The sequence below is a fragment of the Clostridium sp. NkU-1 genome, assembly GCA_001312405.1.
Window position 1 is genome coordinate 73,522 of sequence record BBDR01000018.1, and the last position, 23,920, is coordinate 97,441.

Here is a 23,920-nt window from a genome sequence, read left to right on the forward strand (position 1 = left end):
TTATTTGGAAAAGAGAACTCTGTATAAAGAGGGAAGCTATAAAAAAGGGAACCTGCATACCCATTCTACCTGGTCTGATGGAGTGAATACTCCAGAGGAAGTGGCAAAACATTACCGCAGCAAAGGGTATGATTTTCTGGCAATCACAGATCACTGGGTGTATGGAATCCATCCTGAGCTTTGCAGGGAAGATTTTCTGGTGTTCCCGGGTACGGAACTGGATATAGAACTTCCTGCAAGAAAGGATCATCATCTGGTTGGGCTGGGCTTGCCGGAAACCAATAAAATCCCGGAGGGTTATACATTTCTGGAGGAGCGAAAGAGAAATGCCTTAAGTACCCCAGAGAGGATCATAGAATATTTTGGGCAGAAGGGTAATGTCACGTTATATGCACATCCGTACTGGTCCAAAGTGGACTCTGTTGATATCAAGTATCTGCAAGGCATGATAGGAATGGAAATCTATAATCATGGATCAGAATTTGAATCAAATAACGGCAACTCGGAAACCTACTTTGACCATTTTCTTTTCGTGAGAAACAGGATCAGCTGTTTTGCCACAGATGATGCACATGATCTGGAAGAACATAGTCTGGGCGGCTTTGTTATGGTTAAAACCAGGGAATTTACTCACAGAGGGATCATGCAGGCATTGAAAGACGGCAGCTTTTTCGCGTCCGGCGGTCCTCTGATTGAGGACTTTTATGTAAAAGATCAACAGGCAGTGGTAATCTGTGCAGCCTGTCAGGATATCTATTTTCAAACACCTCACCGGGGCGGCCATCTGCACAGTGATGTAGAAAGCTTAACAGAGGGGAAATTTAAACTGAATGGAGATGAGGAATATGTACGTGTGACGCTGAAGGATTCCCATGGGAAAAGGCATGGAGTCAGCCTGTATGGCTCTGGTTATAGGGGGGTAAAGATGCTGAAACTCGTAACATTCAATATAAGATGTGATTACGATCAGGATAAGGGCAACAGTTTCCGATATCGAAAATCACTGATCCTGAAACAAATACAAAAGGAGAAACCGGATCTGATCTGTTTTCAGGAGGTGCTTTCTCATGTGGCAGCATGGTTAAAGGATGTGTTAGATGATTATTATGTGGTGGGATGTGGGAGAAGTGAAACGCTGGAGGACGAACAGGTGGCTGTGGCATACAAAAAGAAGCGGCTGAATCTGATCTCCATGGAAACCTTCTGGCTTTCTTTACAGCCTTACCGGCCTGCCAGCAGATATGAAGAACAGTCAATCTGTCCCCGGGTATGCACGGAAACCTTGTTTGAAGATCTGGAGGAAAGAAAAGTGTTCCGCCTTTTCAATCTTCATCTGGACCATCAGGGGGTACAGGCAAGAGTTCTGGGACTGAGGCAGGTACTTAAAAAGGCGGAGGAAGCAAAGCTGTTTCCCGAAGCGCCTGTGATTCTGGCAGGTGATTTTAATGCAGAGCCGGATGGCCAAGAATTCCTTGAGATAAAGCAGCGTCCGGAATATAAGAATATCACAGAAGGGATTGGAATTACTTACCACGGCTTTGAACCGGAAGATGAACCGGAGTGTATCGACTATATTTTTATCAGAAACTCAAAGGCTGAAGGCACCGGCCTTAGATGCCGGTCTGTGGATAAATGGGAGGAGAGGGAAGATGGCGTGTGGCTGTCGGACCACTATCCTGTCTGTGCTTTGCTGGAATGGATTTAATGAAAAAATCATCAAAAAGGGGGATATTTTATGCAATATGAGCCGCCAAAACAGCCGCTGGGAAAAAGGCTGTTTCGTTACTGGCCGCTGTATGCAATGCTTCTGCCTTGTATTGTTTACTACATATTGATTTGCTATGTACCTATGGCAGGCTTGGTACTGGCCTTTAAGGATTATTCATTTAAGAAAGGAATCTGGGGAAGCCCATGGGTGGGACTTAGGTACTTTAAGACGTTCTTTTCCAGCTATGACGCTCCAAGACTGGTAAAAAATACCTTAACCGTGGGTGTGATTAAATGTATTCTGGAATTTCCCTTTGCCATAATACTGGCACTGATGTTAAATGAGCTTCGCAGTATGAAATTCAAGAAGGTTTCACAGACAATTACATATCTGCCTCATTTTCTGTCTTCGATTATTATCGTTACAATGCTGCAGAGAATTCTGGCTCCCAACACAGGTGTGCTGAATCAGGCAATTTCAGCACTGGGAGGAGATGGAAGTACGTTTTTCCTGATGGATGCAAAATATTTCTTCCGTATTCTGTTTTCCATGGATTTGTGGAGGAATATCGGCTGGGATTCCATTATCTATCTTGCGGCAATCAGTTCGGTAGACACTTCTCTGTACGAAGCGTCGGAGATGGATGGCTGCGGCAAGTTAAAAAAGATGTGGCATATTACACTGCCCAGTATACGCGGAACCATAGGCCTTCTGTTCATCATGGGAGTGGGAGGACTGCTTTCCTCCGGGGTTGAGCAAATCTGGCTTCTGCGCACGCCCGGTAACATGGCACTGGCAGATACTCTTGATGTCTTTGTACTTCGGACCGGTATCCAGGGCGGACAGTTTGGTTATGCGACTGCCATTGGCCTCATACAGGGACTTGTAGGCCTGGTATTGGTTGTAGTATGTAATAAACTCAGTAAGAAGGTTACTGAGGTCGGACTTTGGTAAGAGTTTTATAACTATATTTTCTAGGGAGGTATTAAACATGAAAAGGGAAATCTTAAAACGCTGGCTGGCAGTGTCTATGGCCGGAGCATGGCATTAACAACGCTGGCAGGCTGCAGCAGCCAGGGCAATAGCAGCAGTACTGCAAAAAGCGACGAAAGCAGCACAGATCATTCCGGTAAGCCCGATACCTGGATCGCAGACCGTACCATTACGGTTCAGGCCTATGTAGATGATATCGGGAATACCCTTCCGGATGATATTAACAACACGGAAACAATGAAGAAGATTACGGAGCTGACGGGTATCAAACTGGAGGTCCGATATACGCCCGGAGACAGTGACTCAAAAGTAATGGCTTCCCAATTGGCATCAGGAACCATCCCGGATGTGATTGTCAGCTATCTGGATGATTCCACAAGAAAGGAATTTCCGCTGCTGTATAAGGCTGCCAAGGATGGCATGTTTGCAGATGTTTCTGATTACATGAAGAACAGTAAGGTGTATTCAAAATATTATGAAGATGGTTACCTTCCGCAGGATACCCATGATAATATTGTGTTCAGAAAAAATCTGGACGGTGTCTATATGTGGCAGATGAATATAGACGAGATTGACCGTTCTCTGGAATACAATGCGGATGAAGAGTATGTGGGCGGTATGTACATCCAGTCTGCCATTGCAGATGCTCTTGGTATTGATCCCAGAACAATTAATACACAGGACGACTTTTATAACCTGCTGGTCAAGATTAAAGAAGGCGGCTTTAAGGATGATAACGGCAATGATGTATATCCATTGGGGCCGAAATACTGGGGTGGTTCTGCAGATCCTCTGAAATTTATAACTGCCGGATATAATTGGGGTGTCAGTGATAATTATAATCTGGATACAGATGGAAAAGTAAAGCACATTGCTGAAACAGATTATGCCTATGACCAGATTAACTTTGTGAGAAAGCTTCTTAATGAAGGACTTATGAATCCTGAGTTCTTTACCATGGACTCCACCCGTGCGGAAGAGGTTTCCAGAAATCACAGCTCGGCAATCATGGCAGATGTCCATAATTATGAAGAAATCATATATGGAAGTAATGACTGGGTACCTCTTGGGCCGTTGAATGATATTCAGGGGGACAACAAGGAAGTGGTACACGGCAAGTCTCACCGTGGTTGTATGGCAATCTCTGCAAATGCTGAGAATCCGGAAGAGATATTCAAATTCTTTGACTGGCTGTCTTCAAAGGAAGGGCAGATCATCGCCCAGTATGGCGCTGAGGGAGTATCCTATGACATGGTAGACGGCTATCCGCGGCTAAAGGATGAGATTGTCAAAAAGTTGAATGAAGGTGATACAGATTATCTGATTCATACAGTTGGTTCCGGTCTTGGAGGTTCAGGAAATTACTTTTTTGAATTTGTGCTGACCAATAAAAACAACATTGATAACTTTGGGGAGTCACGTCCCGGTGCATCCGCAGGTGAGTCCACGTTCGCAAGAAGTGTAAAAATTGCCAGGGATTATCCGGTGGAAAAGAAACTGGTTCCGGGGCTTGATGCCACGGCATACTTATCAGCAGATGAACTGGCAGATGTTAAGATGCAGATGGAGCTTCTGGACTGGAAGGAAACCTTCATACAGGCATGCTTCGCAAAATCAGATGATGAGGTAAAATCCATTGTTGAGTCCTTCCGTGCTCAGCTTAAAGCAGCAGGTGTGGAAAGATTTGAAGATCATGTGAAAAAAGTTTACGATGAAAATCCGAAATCAGTAACATTTTATAAATAAGATATGGAGGGGGAGCAAAATGAAAAAATTTATAAAGACAAACCCAGTGGACCGGGCAATGCAGATATTGATTTATATTATAATCATTGCACTTTGTCTGATTATTCTGCTCCCGTGTTTAAATGTACTGGCTCTTTCTTTTAATGATGGAAAGGACGCCGCCCGGGGCGGTATCTGGTTCTGGCCAAGAGAATTTACATTAAACAATTTTAAAGAGGTATTTAAAGACGGAAGCATCATGAATGCATATGGAATCACTTTGGCGAGAACAGGAATCGGAACTTTTTTTAAGTCTGATGGTCACTACCATGGCAGGCTTTGTACTGAAACAGTATGATCTTCCCGGACGTAAGCCAATCACGATTCTGATTACCTTTACCATGTTGTTTGGCGGGGGTATGATTCCTACTTATATCCAGTATAAAAATTTGCATTTGCTGAATTCTTTCTGGGTATACGTAATTCCCGGTCTGGTGAGTGTAACGTACCTTATCATGGTGAGAAGCTTCTTTGAAGGGATACCGGACAGCCTGGAAGAGTCGGCAAAGCTTGATGGCTGCGGATATTTTCAGATTTATACAAAAATCATGCTCCCTTTAAGTAAACCGGTAATCGCTGTTGTGGGACTTTATACGGCTGTGAATCACTGGAACGATTGGTTTGCCGGAGCATTCTATATGAATAATACGAAGTTATGGCCGGTTCAGACCGTATTGCAGCAGATGCTGACGAAAGCCATGAGTTCACAGCGTGAGGTTACTTCCGTGGCGCAGGCGCTGGCCCATAATACGGCCTCCGTAACTTCGGATTCATTAAAAATGGCGGCAGTTGTGGTAACGACAGTACCGATTCTCTGTGTTTATCCTTTTATACAGAAATATTTTGCCCAGGGCGCTATGATGGGTGCGGTCAAAGGGTGAGTATCCAGGGGAGAGAGAATGAACGAAAAAAGATGGGATTTATACGTTTATGGTGATGTAAATATTGATATTGTAATACCTGGTGTGGAAAAGTTCCCTGAGCCGGGACAGGAGGATGAGGTTCCGGTCATGGAGACTTTTGTAGGCGGCGGAGGCGCTGTTTGCACTGGGTGTGGGGAAACTGGGGCTGCATCCGGTGTTCCAGGGGGAAGTGGGCGATGATTTCTATGGAGCGTTCATCCGAAAGATATTTCGGGAAAATAATATAGACGATTCCCTTCTTGAAACAAGCAAAACACGAAAAACAGGCATTTCTTTAAGCTTTACAAACGAGAAAGACAGGTCTTTTTTTAACCTATCGCGGAACAAATGAAAGCATCAATATTGATACCGTGGATGTAGAGAAGGTAAATGATGCTTCTCATATTCATGTGACAGGATATGCGGGTTCGGCAAATCACGATTCTTATTTAAGATTCCTCCGGCGAATCAAAGAGGAGACACAGGCTACGGTTTCCTTTGACTTAGGCTGGGATTCCACAGGGGAGTGGAAACGGGAGATTTATCAGCTGTTTCCATATATTGACGTATTGTTTATGAATGAAACAGAAGCCAGACATTACGGGCGGAACCATGATGCCAGAGAGGCCGCGCTGGATTTTGCGGCGTATTGCGGACTGGCAGTGATTAAAATGGGAAAACAGGGTTCCATTGCCGTAAAAGGGAAAGCTATTTATGAGGCAGCCGCTTATACGGTGGAGACAATAGATACCACCGGAGCCGGAGATTCCTTTAATGCGGGGTTTCTGTATGGATTTTTAAAAGGAAAATCACCAGAGGATTCTCTGCGCTTCGGGAATGGCTGCGGTGCTTTGTCAGTAACCGCACTTGGAGGAAACACAGGGTTTCCCACAGAGAGCAGGCTTATGGAGTTTATACAGACTTATAGGGAAAGGAGGATGGCAAAATGAAGATTGCAGTGATTGGAGGAGCGGGCGTACGTACCGTCATTTTTATAAATGGTCTTCTAAAGCGTTATAAAAATTTGAATATCCATGAAGTTGTTCTCTATGATATCCAGGAGGAAAAGCAGAAAATTATTGAAAAGCTCTGTAAGCATGTGGTAAGCCGGGAACAGAAAGATTTGAAGGTATGGGCGGTATCTGATCCGGTGGAGGCCATAAGGGGGTCAGACTTTATTGTAACGACCCTTCGTGTGGGGGGAGATTCATCCCGGGTAACCGATGAGACAGTCGCACTGGACCTGGGAGTTATTGGTCAGGAAACCACCGGAGCAGGGGGATTTTCCATGGCTGTGCGGACAATACCGGTGTTGTTGAAATACTGCGAGATAATAAAAAAACACGCACCTGAGGCGTGGATTTTTAATTTTACCAATCCATCAGGTCTGGTAACTCAGGCGCTGCATAGTGCCGGATATTCCAGGGTCATTGGAATCTGTGATGCTCCAAGCAGCACAAAATTCCGCATGGCAAAAGCACTGGGAGTGACGGAAGAAGAGCTTTACGTGGAATTTTTCGGATTGAATCATCTCTCCTGGATTCGCAGCGTAAAAAAAGAAAGGGGAAGAAATCCTGCCAGAGCTTCTGGCTGATGACGGGCTTTTAAAGCATATACAGGAATTTTCCATTTTTGATCCGGAACTGCTGCGTTCGATTGGATTCCTTCCCAATGAATACCTATATTATTACTACCATAGGGAAAAGGCACTTGAAAATATAATAAAATCAGGAGCAACCAGAGGAAAGACGATTGAAGCCGTCAATATGAGGATGATGGAGGAGCTGCAAGCCATGGATATGGATTCGGATCCGGAAGGAGCGCTGCAGATTTTTCTTTATTATATGCAGCTCAGGGAAAACTCCTACATGAACATCGAAACCGGCCTTGAAAAGGGGCCGCTGGTTGAAAAGGGACAGCTTGAGGTTCCTGAGGGCATGGGGTATGCCGGTGTTATGCTGGACTGCATCGAGGGAATGCAGAGTGAAGAGGGAAAGTATCTTGTGCTTTCCATCGAAAATAGCGGAAGCATTCCGGGACTTGAAGATCAGGACGTGATTGAAACCACCTGCCTGGTATCCAGGCTGGTATTTGTCCGGTTAAGATTGAAGAAGTGCCGGAAGACTGTTATTTATTGATCCGCCTGATTAAGATGTATGAGAAACTTACGGTAGAAGCTGTGAAAACACAGTCAAGAGAAACTGCCATCAGAGCGCTGACGCTGCATCCTCTGGTAAATTCCTATTCATTGGCAAAGCAGCTGGTGGATAGATACGATGAGGTGTATGGAGGAATAAAAAATGCCATTTGATTTTCACAATCGGGACAGAATTAAGAATATCATAGAGGAGTTGGAAAGCCTTAGATATAGAGACAGAAAAGACCTGGAAGGGTTGTTATTATGGGAGGATCATGGAACAATAGGCAACAGAATCCCCCAAGGGACAGGACAGCCGGTGGAAACAGGTTTTTACTGGAAGGGCTGGGATCGTTATAACTGGCTGACTGCTGACGTAGAAATTCCCCGGGAATGGAAAGATAAAGAGGTACTGGGACTGTTTGATTTCGGTGCCCGGACCGGTACGGGAAATAACGGGGATTTTGAGAGTTTACTGTACTTAAACGGAAAGCCTTATCAGGCAGTGGACGGAAATCACCATGAAGTATTTTTGGAGCCGGCAGTAAATGGTTATTCCCAGGAACTGAAATTTCGTCTGTGGTCTGGACTAAGCGGCGGAGGAATTCCAAAGGAAAAGATGATGGAAATCCGCCAGGCTCAGATAGGAATTCTTGATCATCCCACAGATGATCTGTATTATCTGGCAAAGGCGGCACTTGAGACTTATGATTTGCTGCTGGTGGGAAATGAGTATAAAGAATGGATCCTGAATACTCTGGTAAGTACTTTTACCAGGATTAACTTTACAGAGCCCGGAGGTGAAGAATTTTATGAGACTGTGAAAATAGCCTGGCAGTTCCTTGACTCAAAGATGGATGGCAGGGGAAAGCCGGACGTGAACGTAAGTCTGATCGGACATACCCACATCGATGTGGCCTGGCTGTGGCGCTGCGCCATACAAGAGAAAAGGCAGCACGCTCATTTTCTACCGTGAACCGGCTTATGGAGAAGTATCCTGAATATCGGTTTCTTCAGACACAGGCACAGTTATACGAGTATATCAAGGAAGATTATCCCGATATCTATACATATATTCAAAAGCGTGTGAAAGAGGGAAGATGGGAACCCTCCGGAGCCATGTGGGTGGAGTGCGACTGCAACTTAGCTTCCGGAGAATCTATCATTCGCCAGATTCTTATTGGTAAAAATTTCTTCAGACAGGAATTTGACTGTGAAAGCGAATACTTATGGCTCCCGGATGTGTTCGGATACTCCTGGGCACTGCCCCAGATTTTAAAAAAAATCGGGGATAGATACCTTTATGACCACAAAAATAAGCTGGAACGATACCAATCGTCTGCCTTATGATACCTTTTGCTGGAAAGGAATGGACGGAACTGAAGTGACAGCCCATTTTATCACAACAACAGATCCAGGGGAGGACTACTATACCTATAATGGCAATACCAGTCCGGACGCCATAAAGGGTGTGTGGGAGCAGTATAAAAATAAGGATAGCAATAAAGATCTGCTGATTTCCTTTGGATTCGGTGATGGAGGCGGCGGCCCAACCAGAACCCAGATAAAGCAGGCAGAAGCCGCCGGCAAGATTCCCGGTCTGCCCCATGTAAAGATGGAGATGCCTACGGAATATTTCCGCCGTCTAAACCGGACGTTGAAAGAAAACCCTATGGATGGCTATATTCCTGTGTGGGATGGCGAATTGTATCTGGAGTTTCACAGGGGGACCTATACTTCTCAGGCTTATAATAAGAAGATGAACCGGAGAATGGAATATCTTCTTCGTGATACAGAGATGCTTTCCGTACTGGCCGGAGCGGCTGCGGGAGTACCTTATGATTATGATAATCTTTTAAAAGCATGGAAAATTGTGCTGTGTCACCAGTTCCACGATATTCTTCCCGGCTCTTCTATTAAAGAAGTATATGAAGACAGCCATGTGGAATACGGCCGGGCCCTGCAGCTGATAAAGGAAACCATGGAAGCGGTAAATCAGACGCTTTATGGACCGGAAGCCGGATGTTATACGGTGTTCAATAACTCCAACTGGATGAGAAGCGGGGCAACCTTTATCCATATGGCTGATGCAGAGCTTTCTCATTATAAAGGGCATATGGTGATAGATAAAGACGGTCAGGAAGTAAAAGCAGTCTGGAAAGAAAACGGGGTGCTTATATGGGTTTTCCAGATACAGCCATTCTCATTTTCCGCATTCCGCATTGTGGCAAAAAAAAGCCGGTCATACCGATGCAGAGCTGTCAGAGACTAAGGTAGGAGCATCTCAGATTGAAACGCCATTTTACACGATTTCCTGGAATGAAAAGGGTCAGTTGAACCGAATCTACGATAAAAAAGCGGAGCGGGAGGTTCTTCCTGAAGGGAAATGCGCCAACGTGCTTCAGATTTTTGAAGACAAACCCAGATGTTTTGATGCCTGGGAACTGGAGCCTACCATTGACTTAAAACGGGAGACAGTGGAGAACTGCATTGCGGTCAATACCAGAAAACACAGTCTGGGCTGGGAAGTGGAGTTTTCCTGGTTGTATCATAAATCCCAGATCCGGCAGACTATGTGCCTGTATGAAGAAAGTCCGCGGATTGATTTTAAGACGATCGTTGACTGGCAAGAGCGTCAGAAGCTGTTAAAGACCAGCTTTCCGGTGGCTGTGCGTGCGGTAGATGCCCGGTTTGACATTCAAAATGGAAATATCCGCAGGCCGATTACCAGGAATACGACCTGGGAAGCTGCTAAGTTTGAGGTGGCAGCTCACAAATGGGTGGATATCTGGGAAACAGGGTATGGGATGGCCGTGTTGAATGACTGCAAATATGGCCACGATGTGAAAGAGGATACCATCCGCCTGACTCTTTTAAAATCCGCAGTGGATCCTGACTATACGGCAGACCTTGGAACCCATGAATTTACGTATGCAATTCTGCCTCATGATAAGGAATGGTATGAGGTGGGCATTGAGCAGCAGGCATTTGATTTAAATAATCCTCTGACCGGAAAGCCGGGTCAAAACAGACTGGGAAGTGAAAGCTGGATTTCATTTGATCAGGAGAATCTGGTTGTGGATGCGCTGAAACGTGAAGAAAATGGAGAACGCATCATACTTCGCTTCCATGAGTTTGAGGGCAGAAGATGTGCTGTGAAAGTCAGCAGCAGACTGCCGGTAAAACAATGGTGTGAGTGTAATCTGATGGAAGAGGAGACAACGTTTAACCCGGGAGAGATTCAGGTACCTCTGAAGCCTTATGAAATTAAGACATTGCTGCTGGAACTGGAATAAAGAAGGAGCCGTGGACATGAGGATTGAAATCACCCGCAGCCCGGCCCCTGAAAGCAGGAACTTAAGGCCGGAACATGGAGAATCACTGTTTTCTTTTTTCAGAAAGCTGGGAAAGAAAGGTGGAGGTGACTGTCAGATTCGGCTGGATCAGTTGGGGTTCACAGCGGAAGAACTGACACAGGCCGTAGAACATGGAGTCTGCGGCCTGTATGATGGGGCTTACCGCTTTAATAAAGAGGCATTAAAAGGCCTGAACCGCAAAGAGATTTATGAGAACCGTGACAGCCTGGCTGATTATGGGGAAGCCTGTTATACCTTTGCTGTGGGTAACAGTGAGGCTGTTGAAGGCAGGGAAGACAGATATACAGGAATATCGGATGAAATGTGGAAACAGATTCTTTTCAAAGGGGAAAACATGGGTAAATGCAGGGGATATGCCCGTACTCTTGGGAATCTGCCTAACAATTATCTGCATACGGAGGATCTGGTCCGTTATGCCGAAGATCTGGCAAAAAACCTTGGGGTTTTCTGCCGGACATTAAGGAACCGGGAACTGGAAGAATTAAACTGCGGTGGTCTGCTGGCTGTAAACCAGGGAAGCAGCCGGGAGGCAGCCATGGTTATTCTTCAGTATGAAGGACTGCCGGGAGGCGAATGGATTGGGCTGGTGGGAAAAGGTCTGATGTTTGATTCCGGCGGATATCACTTAAAGTCCATGGATGATATGTCAGGCATGAAGTTTGATATGTGCGGAGCAGCAGGCGTGCTGGAAGCTTTTGAAATCCTGGTACGTAATAAAGTAAAAAAACAATCTCATGGTAATCTTAACTTTGGCAGAAAATGTCATCAGCTCCGACGCGGTAAAAATGGGAGACGTGATTACGACACTGGCTGGAAAGACCGTTGAGATTTATAATACGGATGCAGAAGGCCGGCTGGTGCTCTGTGACGGCATCACCTATGCGCAGCGGCAGAAAGCAGCTTTTGTCCTTGATATGGCAACGCTGACCTATTCGGCTCATGCCGCACTGGGAGATTCATTTACCGGGTTGTTTGTAAATGATGAAGATTTGCTGAATCACTGGCTGGAGGCTGCACGGGAGTCAGAAGAGAAGTTCTGGAGGCTTCCCCTGGATTCCTGTTATCATAAGCTTCTGGAATGGAGTACAGTTGCAGACTTTGCCAATTATGCGCCGGGAAAAGGCGCCGGAGCCAGTGTGGCGGCCTGCTTTCTGGAGAAGTTTGTGGATCCGGGAACCCGGTGGATTCATCTTGATATGGCAGGACCATCTGTGATACGCTCTGAAACTGAGGAAATGAGAGAGGGGGCCAGCGGGGCCGGCATCATTACTATAGTGAAATTTCTGGAAAAGCAGTAAGAAAGGAAACGATAGATGGATTTTGTATTTTATGAAACGATATCAAGGGAAGTGTTGGAGAACTATTTATCCCGCTGCGTAACTGCAGCGGGATTATTCGAAAGCAAAACTCTTACGGATGATCTGCGCGCTATCAAAGAGATGGGCGTAAAATTTCTGGGAAGGGCATCCGGCATTTGGTATATGTCGATGGAGGACGAGGAGCATTTTCGTCTCTCCAGGGAACTGGCGGAAAAAGTCCATGCTGTGGATCCGGAGATTATTCTTCAGGCCTGCGTGTTTGAGTGGATTGTGGAGCGGATGGAGGAGATCAGGATACCTGGCTATGTGTTCAAAGCCTTTGGGGTGAAGCCGGAAGATAGAACCTTTCGGATGCAGGAGGCATTGTTTACAGATGAATCATCCGGTTATATAAGCCGCAGAAAAGATCCGTCTAAAAATGGGGGTATCCCGGATCTGTCCCGCCGGGAAGCGCAGATGTGGTTTTATTACCGGGCAACCAGATATATTGACTGTGGCTATGAAGCTTTGCATATGGGACAGGTGCATCTATACACAGCTCATGATCCGGGTATGGAAAAGACAGAGCGGCTTTTTTCCATGATACGGGAATATGCCAGAGTGCATGGGAGACGGCACAAGGTGCTTCTCGATGCCCATACCCATGGCGTCAATATCCGTGGAAAGCTGCTGTTTGATTATCATGCAATGCCATTTACCAGAGTTCCGCTTCTGGAAATACCCGGAGAGAAGCTGGTGCTGGTGAGAGAGGGCTACAGTGAAGGGGGAGAAAACCCCAATGGATGGTCGGCAGGTACCATGCCTTATTTGATGGAGTATGATAATTGGGGCGGTTTAGCGGTGGAAGACCGGGATTCCTATTCAAGAGAAGAGCTGGCATGGAAGGACTGGTGGGGATATGACCAGATCGCCTGGTTTGCCAATCAGCCAGAAGAGAGCCGAAATCATTTTCTGGAATATACTTACAAATGGACAGAGATCAATAATCCCAATGCTTACTTTGAACTGCCATTTCGCCGGATGCTGGGAGATGGGGCGGTTACAGGAATAAGAGCTGACAACGGGGAACTGGACCGTCAGAATTTCTATCAGATAAACCAAAAGAGTTCTGATTGCCCCATGGGGTTCAGTCAGGAGGAGACAGCGAAGCGGTTATGGGCCACTGGGCATGAACTTAGAAAAAAAGCGGCCAATCCTGAGATGCTCATTCGTTATGGAGCCGGAGAAGTCTATGATGAAAGGACCGGAATGAAGCTGCCGGAGAAAATTGTGGTATATGGAAGTTTTCAGCCTTATGTGGGCGCAGTAAAAAAATGATTCTAACAGCGAAGTGACCCGGATGTATTATATCGGTGACAACACCTATACATTGTCTGTGGTACTGCCGTTTGCAGGGACTTATGATTATTCGGTAGCGACTTACGGAACGCTGTCGGCCACCTATCAGGAAGACAGATATCCCAGAAGCGGCTCAGGCAATAAGGCACATTTTACCACGGAGAAAGATAATATGGCAGTGCGTTTTAAATACCGGTTTATTATAAATGAAGTTACAGTAGAGAAGTATGATTGAATTAATAAGAATGGCGCCGGTGGTTATTACCGGCGCTATTTTAAAAAATCTGAAGTTATGAAAGCATGATGAGGTATTTAACCGGAAAATGGTGGAATAAGTTGTACAGATTAAGGATTTGAACCAGCACATTAAGAAAAGCCTTTTCCTTTCATTCATCACATGATAAGATAACCATGTATAAAAACACTTAAGAGAAAGGGCACATGAGTATGGGTAAAGTATGGAAAGTAAAAGTTGATGAAAAGAATTATGAGATCAAGCTGAAGGGGAGTAAGGTTCTTGTGAATAATGAAGAAAAAAAGCTGAAGGACTTCCTTGTTAAGCGAGAGTGGTTTCAGGCTGCTTATGCCATAGATGTTGGCACTAAAAAGGCTTCGTTGATTGTAAGTTCTGATTGGGGGAACTAAGCTGGTTATTGACGGGAAAGACTGTGCAACCGGTGAAGCATATGTTCCTGTTAATATCCCTAAATGGGCATATATTTTCATGGCATTGCACTCGATAAATCTTATAAATGGTCTTTTGGGAGCATTGATCGGTATAATCGGCTGTTCTGCTACTGTTTCTATTTCTTCCAACAAAAAAATCCATATAGCCGCAAGAGTGGCCCTGGATATTGTGGTGCTGATTTTGACTTATGTTTTGGTTTTTGGAATTGGATTTGCATTAGCACAGCTATAAGGAAGGAAAGATAAAATTGAATATATTTAAGGAACTTAGATTATCTCTTTATGATTTTAAATGCTTTAAGGAATTTATAAAAAATAAACGCAGCAAGGTTTTTTTAGCAGGAGTTGTTCTTATGGTCATATATTTTTCCCTGACCATGATCGTTCCTTTTATAAAATTTCAGTTCAAAACAGGCGGATTTGTAAAAATAATAGAAGACTATGTTCCTGATTTTGAGTTAAGCGGCGGAACTCTTTGGGTTGAGAAGCCGATCGAATACGAAAAAGATGGTACATATATTTATATAGATACGGCCCCGGATCTCTCTTTTTATGATGTGGATGAGATCAGGGAATATATTTCAGATTATTATCAGGTAGTCCTGATGGATTCGGAAAAGGTCATTGTAAAGAATAAAGGTGAAATTATGGGAAAATACTTTTCCGAATTTGACATGGATTTCAGCAGGGAGACGCTTCTGCAATGGGTACCGAATGCCTATCTGGTTGTAACAGCTTTTATGGTTCTGGCATTTATATTCATGACGGCGTTGTTTTTCTTTGGAGTACTGGTCGTTGCTCTTATTGGGATGATAGCTGCCTCATGCATGAAATACCGTCTGACCTTTGGACAGTTGTATCAGATGGGGGTCTATGCCAGAACGCTGCCTTTATTGATTAAGGCAATTATGTCCTTTCTGCCGTTTTCCATACCAATGTTCGGGATCATTAATTTTGGACTTTCCGTGTTATATATTGTACTTGCCATTCAGAAGATGAAGGAGTCTGATCTGCAAAAACCCATGGAATTTGTTTCAGAGCAGGGTAATTATTTTAGATAAAAGCAAGATAGGGGATACTACCAATTTTTTTATAATTCGCAATATCCTGTTTCACTTCTTTGTAAGATAATGTGATTCGTGATTAAATAAGCTCAATTGAGCTCAAATAAAAAGTGCATCCCTGAGGACGCACCTTGTGCAATATAATATCACAAACAAAAGTATAAATCCTTAATTGAATGTAAAAGTATTGAATAAACCTGGATGCAAAAGAAGCAAAGGGAAAATTGGATAAAATGACAGAAAAGGAATTGACAGACAATGATAAACAGAGAAGATATGCTGGAGCTGACAAGCGGATGACCCTTGCCCGGACATCCTTTACAAGAATCGCAGGGTGTTATGTTGATAGGGAGGGAGAGTTTGATGGGAGTTTTAATACAAATTTCTTAAAATTACCTCCTTCAGAGCGAACCAAAAAATTGAAGCTGGCAAAGGAGATTCCCTTTTCTGCCACCAATGTAAACTTAAAGAAATATGAATTTCCACAAAGCATGCGAAAGCCGGGGAGTATGTGGCAGCTGCTTATGGCGATGAATGAATGCGGACTAAAAAATGATGCCCTGATGGACACATTTTATGATGTAGTCATGGAAAGCTACCATACGGATTTGGAATATGCCATTTTACTTTTCCATGATCGCTATGATATTCCGGCAAAGGCTTCGGATAAGGAGAGATTGTGGGAATCGGAAGAAGTGTTTGAATATATGATTTGTGCTATCTGCCCGTTAGCAGGGGAGTATGAGCCGGGGAAACCGGAGTGTGGATTCTTATTCCCCGCATTTACAGACAGAAGCGGGGATCTGAATCATATTGATGTATTTCAGGCAGATGCGGACCGGCCGCACAAAGAAATCTTGGAGGCATTGGGAATCGGCGGCTTGCCGTTCTGATGTGCATGGTAGGAATGATGGCAGCCTTGACTGCTTGTAAAGACAGTGGAGCAGAAAAGACGGAAGCTGTTAAAAATCATTCCGATACCATTGAAAAGCAGCTGGATCTTATTTCTGGAAACGTTGCACTCTGGTGGGGAGATGACGAGATTCTTTATGGACGCTATGGTTATTCCGTTACGGATTTTAAGAAGAATGGCCGATTGGAAATTATTGCATCCACCTGCCAGGGAAATGGCCTTTATACACACAGTTCTATCTGGGAGGTAAATGAGTCCATGGACGGATTGCTGACGGCCATTCTATTACGGAAGACCAGCACAATGTGATTGCGGATACCTTCTATGGAGATTTGGAAAAGCTGCAGGCCTCCCTCTCCTGGATAGAAGCTGATGATATTTCTGAGGCTGGAGATAAGACGATTGCTGAAATTAGTGGGGAAGCGGTCCGAAAACTCATAAGCAAGTCCTGGGCTGGGTTTCAGATAAAGTAAACCGGGGAAAATAGTTAGATTTATAATAGAATCAACAATCAAAGCAGCTCTTAATGCAAAAATGGAACAGGGGTTAAACAAAGCTCATCCATTCTTGCATTAAGGGCTGTCTTTAATAGCAGGTATCTTTCCAATGGTGCATTGGGCCGTCTCTTATAAATTAAAAGCCTTTCTAAATTCGCTTGGTGTAACCCCATGAACATCCTGAAAAGCAGCAGCAAATTTGGACGCATTTTTATAGCCGCACAGCTCCGAAATATCCCGGATGCTTAGATGGTCTGCAGACAAAAGCTGCATGGCACGTTTCATTTTTTTCCCTGCGGATATAATCATAAAGGGGAATCTGATAAATGTTTTTAAAGCTTAAGCGTAATTTGCTCTCGCTCATATCTGCTATTTTTGTCAATTCTTCCATTGGCGGAACCTGGAGAATGTTTTCGTCAATTTTCAGTTTCACAGAGTAAACTTTTTTTCTCATTTTCCCATGTTACATAGTTTCTGCGATTGCTCCTCCGATCTGGAGTTACCGGATAGTTTCTGGCGATTGAGCATAGCAGATGGAGCACCATTCCTTCAAAGGCGAGGAGGGGCATATCCGCATTGCGCACTGCCCAGCGGATCTGTTCTAATATCATCATGATATTTGATGTGTTGTAATGTTCTGTTTCCCATGCTTTTGCATCTTCAATGCTGATTTTTGGGGGATTGTTTCTTGTTTGCAAAAAGGGTTGTAAAAAGTCATCAAAAACAAGAACACTGGTAAAGCAGGTATGGGTTCCTTTTGGAAAGGTCAAATGAAATGGATGCTGGGGATTAACCAGAACGTGGGTCATGGGGGTGAACGTGGTTGATGCCTTGCCCTGCTGGGAATATATTATGCTGCCGCAGTCAATACAAAAATCCACAAACATGGCTTTTTCACGTCTATGGAGTGTACAATTTTTTTATCTGGAGTAAACCATGCGCTGGAAACAAACAGGCCTTTTGCAGGACATGCTTCAACGATCCAGCCATTGGACCAGTGGGGCGGAAAGTAATATCCGGTCCCTGGTCCGTAGGTCCGCTGATCCAGGTTATATTTTTTCGCCATGGCTCCCCATGAGGCGGCTTGATATTCATTCATTGCATGATGGCTCACTTTCTAACTTTTATACCTTCAAATTATACATGAAAGAAGAAAAAAAGACAATGGAATGATGCTCCAATTTGGTTTAATTATGCTCCATATAGCTAAGAATAAAATAAAAAAAAGTATCAGGAATCAACGGAAAACAGTGTGTTTGAGCAGTTACATGAAAAATAAGCTTCTTCGTAATGGACTCAGGCCATATTGACGTATATTTTTTATTGTGTTAGTATTCTGATTAGTTAGTTGAGACTAACATAAAGGGAAAGAAAGTAAACTCTCAAGCTGTAAGAAGGAAAATTATCACAACTTTAAGGAGAATTGATATGAAGAAATCAGGGTCTATATTTTGTTTCATGTTCGCGCTTTTATTTGCGCTGACAGGATGCAGCAGTGTAAACCGGGAAAACCCTAAAGCGCCGGACATGCACACAATAAATACAGTAATGGGAGAAATAGAAGTGCCAAAAGAGCCACAGCGTGTAGTCGTGAACTGGTACATAGGAGATGTGCTTTCTTTAGATTTGAATGTGGTTGGATACAATGCATGGGAACAGGAAACCATGCCATTTTATAATAAGTTCTCTTCGGATTCCAAGCTGGAAAACTGGGCAGCAGAAGATATTATGGCTGCGGAGCCGGATTTGATTATTACTTATCAGACAGAGGATTTTGAAAAGTTTGGGAAAATAGCTCCGGTACTGGTCATTCCAGAAGAAAGCGTAAGCTCTATTGAGCGTCTGCGCATCATTGGAGAGGCTACAGGAAAGGTGAAAGAAGCAGAAGCCTTGATTGGGGATTTTGAAGAAAAGCTTGCCGCAGCAAAGGAGGAGCTGCAAAGCGAAAAATACCAGGGGAAAACATTCAGCATTCTGGAAGACTGGGGTCCAACCGGTGATTGGAACGGTGTGGCCTATGAAACTGGTTCCAGAGGAGGAACTTTGGTTTATAACTATCTTGGTCTTAAAAAAACCGGAGAAGCTGGAGAAACTGGTGGAAGAATCCGGTAACAGCAGAGGGACTTTAAGCTATGAGGTCGCTCATGAATATTTCGGAGATTATATATTATGGTTCCAGCAGGAAGGAAAAGAATCAGAATATGCAAAGACAGATATTTGGAAAAGCATTCCTGCTGTTGCAGAAGGCCGGATTGCAGAAATCCCGGGAAAGTATCAGGGGTTGTTCTACTATTCTGATATAGCCAGCTTATCTGCACAGTTGGATTATACGGTTTCTGCAATTCAGGGAATGTCAGAATAAGAATCAGAGTGAAGGAGCAGTTCTCATGTTGAGATTAAAAAAATATAAGACGGCGCTTTTCATGGCGCTTGGGGCTGGAATGCTGCTTTCAGCCTGCAGTTTAAAAGAGCAGAAAACCGGCGGCGAAACTAGAGTTATAAAGACCGTTCATGGAGAAGTTGAGGTACCGGCGGATCCCCAGAGAGTCATTGTAACGTATTGTATGGGAGATGTTTTGGCCCTTGGATTAAAGCCTGTGGCAACTTATGATGCCGGGGGAAAAGCATATGAAAAGGAAGTGGAAGGTCTACCGGTTTGGGATAAATTTGAAGCAGAAGAAATTTTATCTTATGATCCGGATTTGATTTTAGTAGTGAATCAGGAGCAGTATGATATTGCTTCTAAAATTGCACCTACGGTATGGCTTCCTTTTACAGAACTGTCCTTAGAGGAACGGGTCCGTTTCTTAGGGGAAGTGCTGAATCGCCAGGATGAGGCGGAAAAGGCTTTGGAAAATTTTGAACAAAAGTTGAAAGAAGCAAAGGAAGAGCTTGCAGAAAAACAAATTATGGACAAAACAGTCAGTATTTTCGGGACAGATGCAAATGGCAGCATTTGGGTATTTGGTGATAAGTGGGGCCGCGGCGGTGACTTGATTTACAGCCACCTGGGGTTTAAGGCACCGGAGATCGTTCAAAATGAAATCATCGCAAAAGACCAGTACCGGGATGTGTCCATGGAAGTGATCCAGGATTATGCAGGAGACTATTTAATCCTGTCCGGAGATACTGAAGAGCTGAATGGAAACACCATTTGGGAATCGCTCCCAGCAGTAAAAAATGGAAGAACCATTCCCATTGATTTTACTCTGTTTTATGATATTGACATCTACTCATCCAGTGTACAGTTGGATTATCTTTTGGAGGCGATGTTAAATATGCCTGAGTAGCTTGATAGCCATTACGGAAAGGAACAGGCTTCAATGAAAACTACATCAATAAAGCGGCGGTGGAAAGGCTCCGCCGGCTTTGCTATTTATATGATTCTTGGATTTGGACTTTTAATTTTCATGTCGGCGGCATCCATTTCTTTTGGTGCTGCCGACATGCGCCTTGCCACTGCCTGGGAGGCAATCTTTCGATTTAATCCCAATTTGACAGAGCATCAGATTATTCAGACCCTTCGGCTTCCACGTACCGTGGCAGATTTAATAGTGGGATGCAGTCTGGCAATTTGCGGAGCAATCATGCAGGGAACAACACGGAATCCCCTTGCTGACTCCGGACTTATGGGAATCAGCTCCGGAGCACCTTTGCCATGGCGTTTTGTATGGCATTCCTGCCGGGACGCACCTATGGCCAGACCATTTTGTTTGCATGTACGGGAGCTGCAGCTGCAACAGCCATGACCTATTTTATTGCTTCTCTTGGAAAAGGAGGAATGACGCCTCAGCGTCTTGTATTGGCAGGAATTTCTATTTCCATGCTGTTTGGAGCATTCAGCCAGTTCCTCTCCATTAAATACCGTCTTGGCCATGCCCTTGCTTATTGGACAGCAGGAGGAACAGCAGGAGCCAAATGGAGCGAGCTTATGATGATCCTCCCTCTTTTTGCAGCAGGAGTTCTGGCGGCGTTTTGGCTTTCTCCATCGGTCACTGTGCTGAGTTTAGGGGAAGAAGTTGCAGCCGGGTTGGGATTAAAGACCAGATTGGTCAAAGGAATTTCTACACTGATAGTGCTGCTTCTTACCGGGCTTTCTGTCATTATCGTAGGGCCGGTTGGTTTTGTTGGACTCATTACCCCTCACATTGTCCGATATATGGTAGGGGTGGACTACCGGTATATCATTCCTGCTTCAGGGCTTTATGGAGCTTTGCTTACGGTTTTTGCCGATTTAATAGGACGACTAATCAATAAACCTTATGAGACGCCAATTGGCATCATATTTGCTGTGATCGGTGTTCCTTATTTCCTTTATCTTGCAAGAAAGCAAAGGAGGGAATTTGAATGAAAAAAAAGTTTCTTTTTCTGATTATGGTAATCTTAATGGCAGTAATAGCTGTGATCAGCATTAACTCTGGAAAAATGAATCTCACTCCAGGAGAAGTTTTAAATGTGATCACAGGAAAAGGCACTCCGCAGCAAAACTTAATTATTTTGGAATTCCGCCTTCCCCGTATTATTCTGTCAATCCTTGTGGGAGTGGGAATGGGTGTTTCCGGCTGTATCATGCAGAGCCTTTTGCGAAACGATATGGCAAGTCCCGGTACTTTAGGAATCAGCTCCGGTTCCGGGCTGTTTGTATTGATTTTTGTAGTATTGTTTTCTGCTAAGACGGTGTCATCTGCAATTTTGATGCCATTACTTTCCTTTTGCGGAGGAATGACCGCTGCAGGATTGATTTTTCTGCTTTCTTATAGAAAAGGGAAAGACATTTCCCCTACAGGGCTGATTTTAACAGGTGTTGCGCTGGGAAGCGGATATGGAGCTTTAACTACACTGCTGACTCTTAAGCTGGATCAGAATGAGATGGATTTTATACAGCGCTGGAGCGCCGGCAGTTTGTGGGGAGATGAATGGCGTTATCTTGTCATACTGATTCCATGGACATTGATTTTATGCGGATATGTATTTTATAAAGCTCATATTCTAAACATTCTTAACCTTGGAAATGAAACGGCTTCAGGCCTTGGTGCGGCAGTAAAGCCTGAATTTATCGGTTTGACCGTAGCAGCAGTAGCACTTTCTTCTGGCAGCGTATCGCTGGGTGGAAACTTCTTTTTCGTAGGGATGATTTCCCCTCATATGGCAAGAAAATTGATGGGGCCAGACCATAAATGGTTCCTTCCTGCCTCCGGGCTTTGCGGTGCGATCATTGTATTGCTTGCAGATACCATAACAAGAACCATCAGCCTGGGGGCAGATGTGCCTACAGGTATTGTAATTACAGTGCTTAGTACCCCGTACTTTTTATATTTATTGGCCAAAGAAAATTAAGGAGGAATGTATGAATAGTATCACAACAAAAAAATTAGACATTGCCTATGACAACGCTCTGATAGTGGAGAATTTGGATATGGTAATTCCTCATAAAAAATCACTTCCATCATTGGCCCCAACGGATGCGGGAAATCCACAGTGCTAAAAGCCATCGGGCGCATTTTAAAACCAAAAAAACGGAATGGTTTATTTAGATGGAAGTGATATCTCAATACTTCCCACTAAGGAAATTGCAAAAAAAATGGCGATTTTGCCCCAATCACCTTCTGCTCCCAGCGGGCTGACGGTAAGTGAACTGGTTGCATATGGGCGGTTTCCTCACCAAAGCGGGTTTGGAAAATTGACTCCTGAGGATAAAAAGATTGTACGGTGGGCAATTTCGGCAACCAAGCTTTTGGATTTGGAGCATCGGGAGGTAAATACATTATCCGGGGGACAGCGGCAAAGAGTCTGGATTGCATGCACTTGCCCAGCAGACAGATCTGATTTTGCTTGACGAACCCACTACTTATCTGGATCTGGCTCATCAGCTTGAAGTATTGGAGCTTTTACACGGACTGAACCGCAGCCAGGGCTGCACCATTGCCATGGTTCTTCATGATTTGAATTTGGCGGCACGTTTTTCTGACTATATGATTGCGGTCCGGGGAGGGAAAGTCATTAAGCACGGCAGCCCGGAAGAAGTAATGGTACCTCATGTTTTAAAGGAGACATTTTCCATTGATGCTGAAATTGTAAAGGAACCAAGAACAGGACGGCCCGTGTGCCTGACGTATGCTCTTTTACATCAGGAACGTCTGTCCCATAAGGAGGCGATTTCTGTATGAGAACAGCACTGCGGATATTCCGGGAGGCCAAAAGGTACCGGATCCATCTGATATTTGCACTTTTTGCCCTCGTGGTATCTACGGCAGCCGGGTTTTATGCGCCGTGGGCTTTAAGGGAATTAACGGCACTTGCTACAGAAGGAATCGGTAATTTTCAGGCTCAGGCCCTGCGTATCGGACTGTCTCTTCTTGGCGCAGCTACAATCCAGCGGCAGGAACTTCTGCGGCCGGATATTTAAATCATTATGCAGCCCTTCACTATGTGGCGGATTTACGAAAGCGGCTTTACGGCAAACTGCAGCATATGAGCTTAAGTTATTTTCACAAAAGCAGGACAGGCGATCTCACCAGCCGTGTCGTGAATGATGCGCTGGATGCAGAGGTACTTTTGGCACATGTGATTCCGGATTTTGCAGTCAACGTTCTTACCTTTATAGGGGTGGGAGCTTTGCTGTTTACGATCAATGGAAAGCTTGCATGGTAAGTCTGGTTACCATACCGTTTCTTCTGGGAATTACCATGTGGCAGAGCCGTCATGTATCCCCTACGTGGAAAGAAAATTCCCGGGTAAGAGGGGAACTTGCAGGAAAGGTGCAGGACAATCTTTCCGGCATCAAAGAAATTCAGATTTTTAATCAGCAAAGCCATGAGGAACGTAAGGTTGCAAATCTTTCGCTTCGCCACAGCTTAGCCTATCTTCGTGCAAGCTTCTTTTTTGAAACAACTTATCCTTTGCTTGCCTTTGTCACTGCACTGGGAACGGTGATTGTCGTCGTTTATGGCGGGTACCTGGTGGGAACCGGGGAAGTGGAGATTGCAGACATTGTTGGATTTGTTATGTATCTGTCCATGTTTTATGGTCCTGTAAAAAGCTTTTCCGCTCTTGCGGAAAGGGCAGGAGAAGCCGGAGCCGGGTGTAAACGGGTATTTGATGTGTTTGATGAAATCCCGGAAGTAAAGGAAAAGAAGTATGCAAAAACCCTTAATCGGGTTCAAGGTGAAATTGTACTGAAAGATCTTTCTTTTTCTTATC

The 23,920-nt window shown here is 44.4% G+C and carries 29 protein-coding genes and 5 pseudogenes; 31 read left to right on the forward strand and 3 right to left on the reverse strand.

The features are described 5' to 3' along the window. The first annotated feature begins 4 nt into the window (after positions 1-4). The 23 genes and pseudogenes from JCM10519_RS20785 to JCM10519_RS32635 all read left to right on the forward strand — a co-directional run bounded on the left by JCM10519_RS20785 (position 5) and on the right by JCM10519_RS32635 (position 16,696). Complete coding sequence (locus JCM10519_RS20785) at positions 5-1,705, forward strand: endonuclease/exonuclease/phosphatase family protein (protein WP_054741545.1); 1,701 nt, start codon at positions 5-7, stop codon at positions 1,703-1,705. A gap of 30 nt (positions 1,706-1,735) precedes the next feature. Continuing rightward, positions 1,736-2,662: an ABC transporter permease subunit gene (locus JCM10519_RS20790; RefSeq protein ID WP_054741547.1), complete on the forward strand. Its 927-nt coding sequence runs from the start codon at positions 1,736-1,738 to the stop codon at positions 2,660-2,662. Between the two features lie 87 nt (positions 2,663-2,749). Then, positions 2,750-4,447 (forward strand): extracellular solute-binding protein, encoded by a 1,698-nt coding sequence (locus JCM10519_RS20795; protein WP_054741549.1) that lies wholly within the window; start codon positions 2,750-2,752, stop codon positions 4,445-4,447. 19 nt (positions 4,448-4,466) lie between these two features. After that, entirely contained in the window at positions 4,467-4,784 is a 318-nt protein-coding gene (locus tag JCM10519_RS32620; protein WP_347845003.1) for a hypothetical protein, read from the forward strand. Further along, complete coding sequence (locus JCM10519_RS20800) at positions 4,744-5,367, forward strand: carbohydrate ABC transporter permease (protein ID WP_347845004.1); 624 nt, start codon at positions 4,744-4,746, stop codon at positions 5,365-5,367. The genes JCM10519_RS32620 and JCM10519_RS20800 overlap by 41 nt, the downstream gene beginning before the upstream one ends. A gap of 18 nt (positions 5,368-5,385) precedes the next feature. After that, positions 5,386-5,589 (forward strand): hypothetical protein, encoded by a 204-nt coding sequence (locus JCM10519_RS20805; protein ID WP_054741550.1) that lies wholly within the window; start codon positions 5,386-5,388, stop codon positions 5,587-5,589. A gap of 137 nt (positions 5,590-5,726) precedes the next feature. Continuing rightward, positions 5,727-6,338: pseudogene (locus JCM10519_RS20810) on the forward strand (carbohydrate kinase family protein); the annotation flags it as partial. Further along, positions 6,335-6,982, forward strand: coding sequence for a hypothetical protein (locus JCM10519_RS20815; RefSeq protein ID WP_054741554.1), 648 nt, complete (start codon positions 6,335-6,337; stop codon positions 6,980-6,982). The pseudogene JCM10519_RS20810 and the gene JCM10519_RS20815, both read left to right, overlap by 4 nt. 19 nt (positions 6,983-7,001) lie before the next feature. Further along, a pseudogene (locus JCM10519_RS32625) lies at positions 7,002-7,699 on the forward strand (hypothetical protein). Beyond that, positions 7,689-8,501, forward strand: a complete 813-nt coding sequence (locus JCM10519_RS20825) for a hypothetical protein (RefSeq protein ID WP_054741558.1) — start codon at positions 7,689-7,691, stop codon at positions 8,499-8,501. Before JCM10519_RS32625 ends, JCM10519_RS20825 begins: the two are co-directional and overlap by 11 nt. An 8-nt stretch (positions 8,502-8,509) precedes the next feature. Beyond that, complete coding sequence (locus JCM10519_RS20830) at positions 8,510-8,875, forward strand: hypothetical protein (protein ID WP_347845005.1); 366 nt, start codon at positions 8,510-8,512, stop codon at positions 8,873-8,875. Continuing rightward, on the forward strand, positions 8,829-9,797 hold the full coding sequence (locus tag JCM10519_RS20835; RefSeq protein WP_054741562.1) for a hypothetical protein: 969 nt from the start codon (positions 8,829-8,831) through the stop codon (positions 9,795-9,797). Before JCM10519_RS20830 ends, JCM10519_RS20835 begins: the two co-directional genes overlap by 47 nt. Continuing rightward, entirely contained in the window at positions 9,748-10,821 is a 1,074-nt protein-coding gene (locus tag JCM10519_RS20840; protein WP_054741563.1) for a glycoside hydrolase family 38 C-terminal domain-containing protein, read from the forward strand. The genes JCM10519_RS20835 and JCM10519_RS20840 overlap by 50 nt, the downstream gene beginning before the upstream one ends. Before the next feature lie 16 nt (positions 10,822-10,837). Next, positions 10,838-11,728, forward strand: a complete 891-nt coding sequence (locus JCM10519_RS20845) for a hypothetical protein (protein WP_347845006.1) — start codon at positions 10,838-10,840, stop codon at positions 11,726-11,728. Continuing rightward, positions 11,688-12,200, forward strand: a complete 513-nt coding sequence (locus JCM10519_RS20850; RefSeq protein ID WP_347845007.1) for a hypothetical protein — start codon at positions 11,688-11,690, stop codon at positions 12,198-12,200. Before JCM10519_RS20845 ends, JCM10519_RS20850 begins: the two co-directional genes overlap by 41 nt. 15 nt (positions 12,201-12,215) lie before the next feature. Beyond that, the gene (locus JCM10519_RS20855; protein ID WP_054741570.1) at positions 12,216-13,538 is read left to right on the forward strand and encodes a hypothetical protein; all 1,323 of its coding nucleotides are present in this window, start codon (positions 12,216-12,218) and stop codon (positions 13,536-13,538) included. Between the two features lie 22 nt (positions 13,539-13,560). Then, on the forward strand, positions 13,561-13,794 hold the full coding sequence (locus JCM10519_RS20860) for a hypothetical protein (RefSeq protein ID WP_347845008.1): 234 nt from the start codon (positions 13,561-13,563) through the stop codon (positions 13,792-13,794). 206 nt (positions 13,795-14,000) lie between these two features. Continuing rightward, positions 14,001-14,204, forward strand: coding sequence for a hypothetical protein (locus tag JCM10519_RS20865; RefSeq protein WP_054741574.1), 204 nt, complete (start codon positions 14,001-14,003; stop codon positions 14,202-14,204). A gap of 124 nt (positions 14,205-14,328) precedes the next feature. Next, positions 14,329-14,478: a hypothetical protein gene (locus JCM10519_RS32630; protein ID WP_347845009.1), complete on the forward strand. Its 150-nt coding sequence runs from the start codon at positions 14,329-14,331 to the stop codon at positions 14,476-14,478. Positions 14,479-14,494: 16 nt separating this feature from the next. Continuing rightward, on the forward strand, positions 14,495-15,307 hold the full coding sequence (locus JCM10519_RS20870; protein WP_054741576.1) for a DUF1189 family protein: 813 nt from the start codon (positions 14,495-14,497) through the stop codon (positions 15,305-15,307). 236 nt (positions 15,308-15,543) lie between these two features. Beyond that, a complete protein-coding gene (locus JCM10519_RS20875; RefSeq protein WP_347845022.1) occupies positions 15,544-16,203 on the forward strand; it encodes a DUF4317 family protein in 660 nt (219 codons plus the stop codon). Beyond that, the gene (locus tag JCM10519_RS20880) at positions 16,203-16,532 is read left to right on the forward strand and encodes a hypothetical protein (RefSeq protein WP_054741578.1); all 330 of its coding nucleotides are present in this window, start codon (positions 16,203-16,205) and stop codon (positions 16,530-16,532) included. The genes JCM10519_RS20875 and JCM10519_RS20880 overlap by 1 nt, the downstream gene beginning before the upstream one ends. Continuing rightward, complete coding sequence (locus JCM10519_RS32635) at positions 16,529-16,696, forward strand: hypothetical protein (protein WP_347845010.1); 168 nt, start codon at positions 16,529-16,531, stop codon at positions 16,694-16,696. The genes JCM10519_RS20880 and JCM10519_RS32635 overlap by 4 nt, the downstream gene beginning before the upstream one ends. A gap of 153 nt (positions 16,697-16,849) precedes the next feature. Here JCM10519_RS32635 and JCM10519_RS32640 read toward each other — a convergent pair whose 3' ends face one another. The 3 genes from JCM10519_RS32640 to JCM10519_RS32650 all read right to left on the reverse strand — a co-directional run bounded on the left by JCM10519_RS32640 (position 16,850) and on the right by JCM10519_RS32650 (position 17,819). After that, positions 16,850-17,005 (reverse strand): helix-turn-helix domain-containing protein, encoded by a 156-nt coding sequence (locus tag JCM10519_RS32640; protein ID WP_347845011.1) that lies wholly within the window; start codon positions 17,003-17,005, stop codon positions 16,850-16,852. 131 nt (positions 17,006-17,136) lie between these two features. Further along, positions 17,137-17,607 carry a hypothetical protein gene (locus JCM10519_RS32645; protein WP_347845012.1) on the reverse strand — a complete coding sequence of 157 codons (471 nt, stop codon included), beginning with the start codon at positions 17,605-17,607 and terminating at the stop codon, positions 17,137-17,139. Continuing rightward, complete coding sequence (locus JCM10519_RS32650) at positions 17,571-17,819, reverse strand: hypothetical protein (protein ID WP_347845013.1); 249 nt, start codon at positions 17,817-17,819, stop codon at positions 17,571-17,573. Before JCM10519_RS32650 ends, JCM10519_RS32645 begins: the two co-directional genes overlap by 37 nt. 329 nt (positions 17,820-18,148) lie before the next feature. Between JCM10519_RS32650 and JCM10519_RS20890 the strand changes: the two genes are divergently transcribed. The 8 genes and pseudogenes from JCM10519_RS20890 to JCM10519_RS20925 form a co-directional block, all read left to right on the forward strand. Further along, positions 18,149-18,832 (forward strand): ABC transporter substrate-binding protein, encoded by a 684-nt coding sequence (locus tag JCM10519_RS20890; RefSeq protein ID WP_347845014.1) that lies wholly within the window; start codon positions 18,149-18,151, stop codon positions 18,830-18,832. Beyond that, a complete protein-coding gene (locus tag JCM10519_RS32655; protein WP_347845015.1) occupies positions 18,816-19,082 on the forward strand; it encodes a hypothetical protein in 267 nt (88 codons plus the stop codon). The genes JCM10519_RS20890 and JCM10519_RS32655 overlap by 17 nt, the downstream gene beginning before the upstream one ends. A 25-nt stretch (positions 19,083-19,107) precedes the next feature. Further along, the gene (locus JCM10519_RS20895; protein WP_054741579.1) at positions 19,108-20,010 is read left to right on the forward strand and encodes an ABC transporter substrate-binding protein; all 903 of its coding nucleotides are present in this window, start codon (positions 19,108-19,110) and stop codon (positions 20,008-20,010) included. Positions 20,011-20,043: 33 nt separating this feature from the next. Beyond that, a pseudogene (locus JCM10519_RS20900) lies at positions 20,044-21,071 on the forward strand (iron ABC transporter permease). Continuing rightward, a complete protein-coding gene (locus JCM10519_RS20905; RefSeq protein WP_054741581.1) occupies positions 21,068-22,057 on the forward strand; it encodes an iron chelate uptake ABC transporter family permease subunit in 990 nt (329 codons plus the stop codon). Before JCM10519_RS20900 ends, JCM10519_RS20905 begins: the two are co-directional and overlap by 4 nt. 10 nt (positions 22,058-22,067) lie before the next feature. Then, positions 22,068-22,887, forward strand: a pseudogene (locus JCM10519_RS20910) (ABC transporter ATP-binding protein). Beyond that, the gene (locus JCM10519_RS20915) at positions 22,884-23,126 is read left to right on the forward strand and encodes a hypothetical protein (RefSeq protein ID WP_054741583.1); all 243 of its coding nucleotides are present in this window, start codon (positions 22,884-22,886) and stop codon (positions 23,124-23,126) included. The pseudogene JCM10519_RS20910 and the gene JCM10519_RS20915 overlap by 4 nt, the downstream one beginning before the upstream one ends. A 23-nt stretch (positions 23,127-23,149) precedes the next feature. Continuing rightward, positions 23,150-23,920 (forward strand): annotated as a pseudogene (locus tag JCM10519_RS20925) (ABC transporter transmembrane domain-containing protein); the annotation flags it as partial.

Coding starts and splice junctions, on each gene's coding strand:
- JCM10519_RS20790 (WP_054741547.1), top strand. CDS start 1,736: ATGCAATATGAGCCGCCAAAACAGCCGCTGGGAAAAAGGCTGTTTCGT.
- JCM10519_RS20795 (WP_054741549.1), top strand. CDS start 2,750: ATGGCATTAACAACGCTGGCAGGCTGCAGCAGCCAGGGCAATAGCAGC.
- JCM10519_RS32620 (WP_347845003.1), top strand. CDS start 4,467: ATGAAAAAATTTATAAAGACAAACCCAGTGGACCGGGCAATGCAGATA.
- JCM10519_RS20800 (WP_347845004.1), top strand. CDS start 4,744: ATGGTCACTACCATGGCAGGCTTTGTACTGAAACAGTATGATCTTCCC.
- JCM10519_RS20805 (WP_054741550.1), top strand. CDS start 5,386: ATGAACGAAAAAAGATGGGATTTATACGTTTATGGTGATGTAAATATT.
- JCM10519_RS20815 (WP_054741554.1), top strand. CDS start 6,335: ATGAAGATTGCAGTGATTGGAGGAGCGGGCGTACGTACCGTCATTTTT.
- JCM10519_RS20825 (WP_054741558.1), top strand. CDS start 7,689: ATGCCATTTGATTTTCACAATCGGGACAGAATTAAGAATATCATAGAG.
- JCM10519_RS20830 (WP_347845005.1), top strand. CDS start 8,510: ATGGAGAAGTATCCTGAATATCGGTTTCTTCAGACACAGGCACAGTTA.
- JCM10519_RS20835 (WP_054741562.1), top strand. CDS start 8,829: ATGACCACAAAAATAAGCTGGAACGATACCAATCGTCTGCCTTATGAT.
- JCM10519_RS20845 (WP_347845006.1), top strand. CDS start 10,838: ATGAGGATTGAAATCACCCGCAGCCCGGCCCCTGAAAGCAGGAACTTA.
- JCM10519_RS20850 (WP_347845007.1), top strand. CDS start 11,688: ATGGGAGACGTGATTACGACACTGGCTGGAAAGACCGTTGAGATTTAT.
- JCM10519_RS20855 (WP_054741570.1), top strand. CDS start 12,216: ATGGATTTTGTATTTTATGAAACGATATCAAGGGAAGTGTTGGAGAAC.
- JCM10519_RS20860 (WP_347845008.1), top strand. CDS start 13,561: ATGTATTATATCGGTGACAACACCTATACATTGTCTGTGGTACTGCCG.
- JCM10519_RS20865 (WP_054741574.1), top strand. CDS start 14,001: ATGAGTATGGGTAAAGTATGGAAAGTAAAAGTTGATGAAAAGAATTAT.
- JCM10519_RS20875 (WP_347845022.1), top strand. CDS start 15,544: ATGACAGAAAAGGAATTGACAGACAATGATAAACAGAGAAGATATGCT.
- JCM10519_RS20880 (WP_054741578.1), top strand. CDS start 16,203: ATGTGCATGGTAGGAATGATGGCAGCCTTGACTGCTTGTAAAGACAGT.
- JCM10519_RS32640 (WP_347845011.1), bottom strand. CDS start 17,005: ATGAAACGTGCCATGCAGCTTTTGTCTGCAGACCATCTAAGCATCCGG.
- JCM10519_RS32645 (WP_347845012.1), bottom strand. CDS start 17,607: ATGTTTGTGGATTTTTGTATTGACTGCGGCAGCATAATATATTCCCAG.
- JCM10519_RS32650 (WP_347845013.1), bottom strand. CDS start 17,819: ATGAATGAATATCAAGCCGCCTCATGGGGAGCCATGGCGAAAAAATAT.
- JCM10519_RS20890 (WP_347845014.1), top strand. CDS start 18,149: ATGAAGAAATCAGGGTCTATATTTTGTTTCATGTTCGCGCTTTTATTT.
- JCM10519_RS20895 (WP_054741579.1), top strand. CDS start 19,108: ATGTTGAGATTAAAAAAATATAAGACGGCGCTTTTCATGGCGCTTGGG.
- JCM10519_RS20905 (WP_054741581.1), top strand. CDS start 21,068: ATGAAAAAAAAGTTTCTTTTTCTGATTATGGTAATCTTAATGGCAGTA.
- JCM10519_RS20915 (WP_054741583.1), top strand. CDS start 22,884: ATGAGAACAGCACTGCGGATATTCCGGGAGGCCAAAAGGTACCGGATC.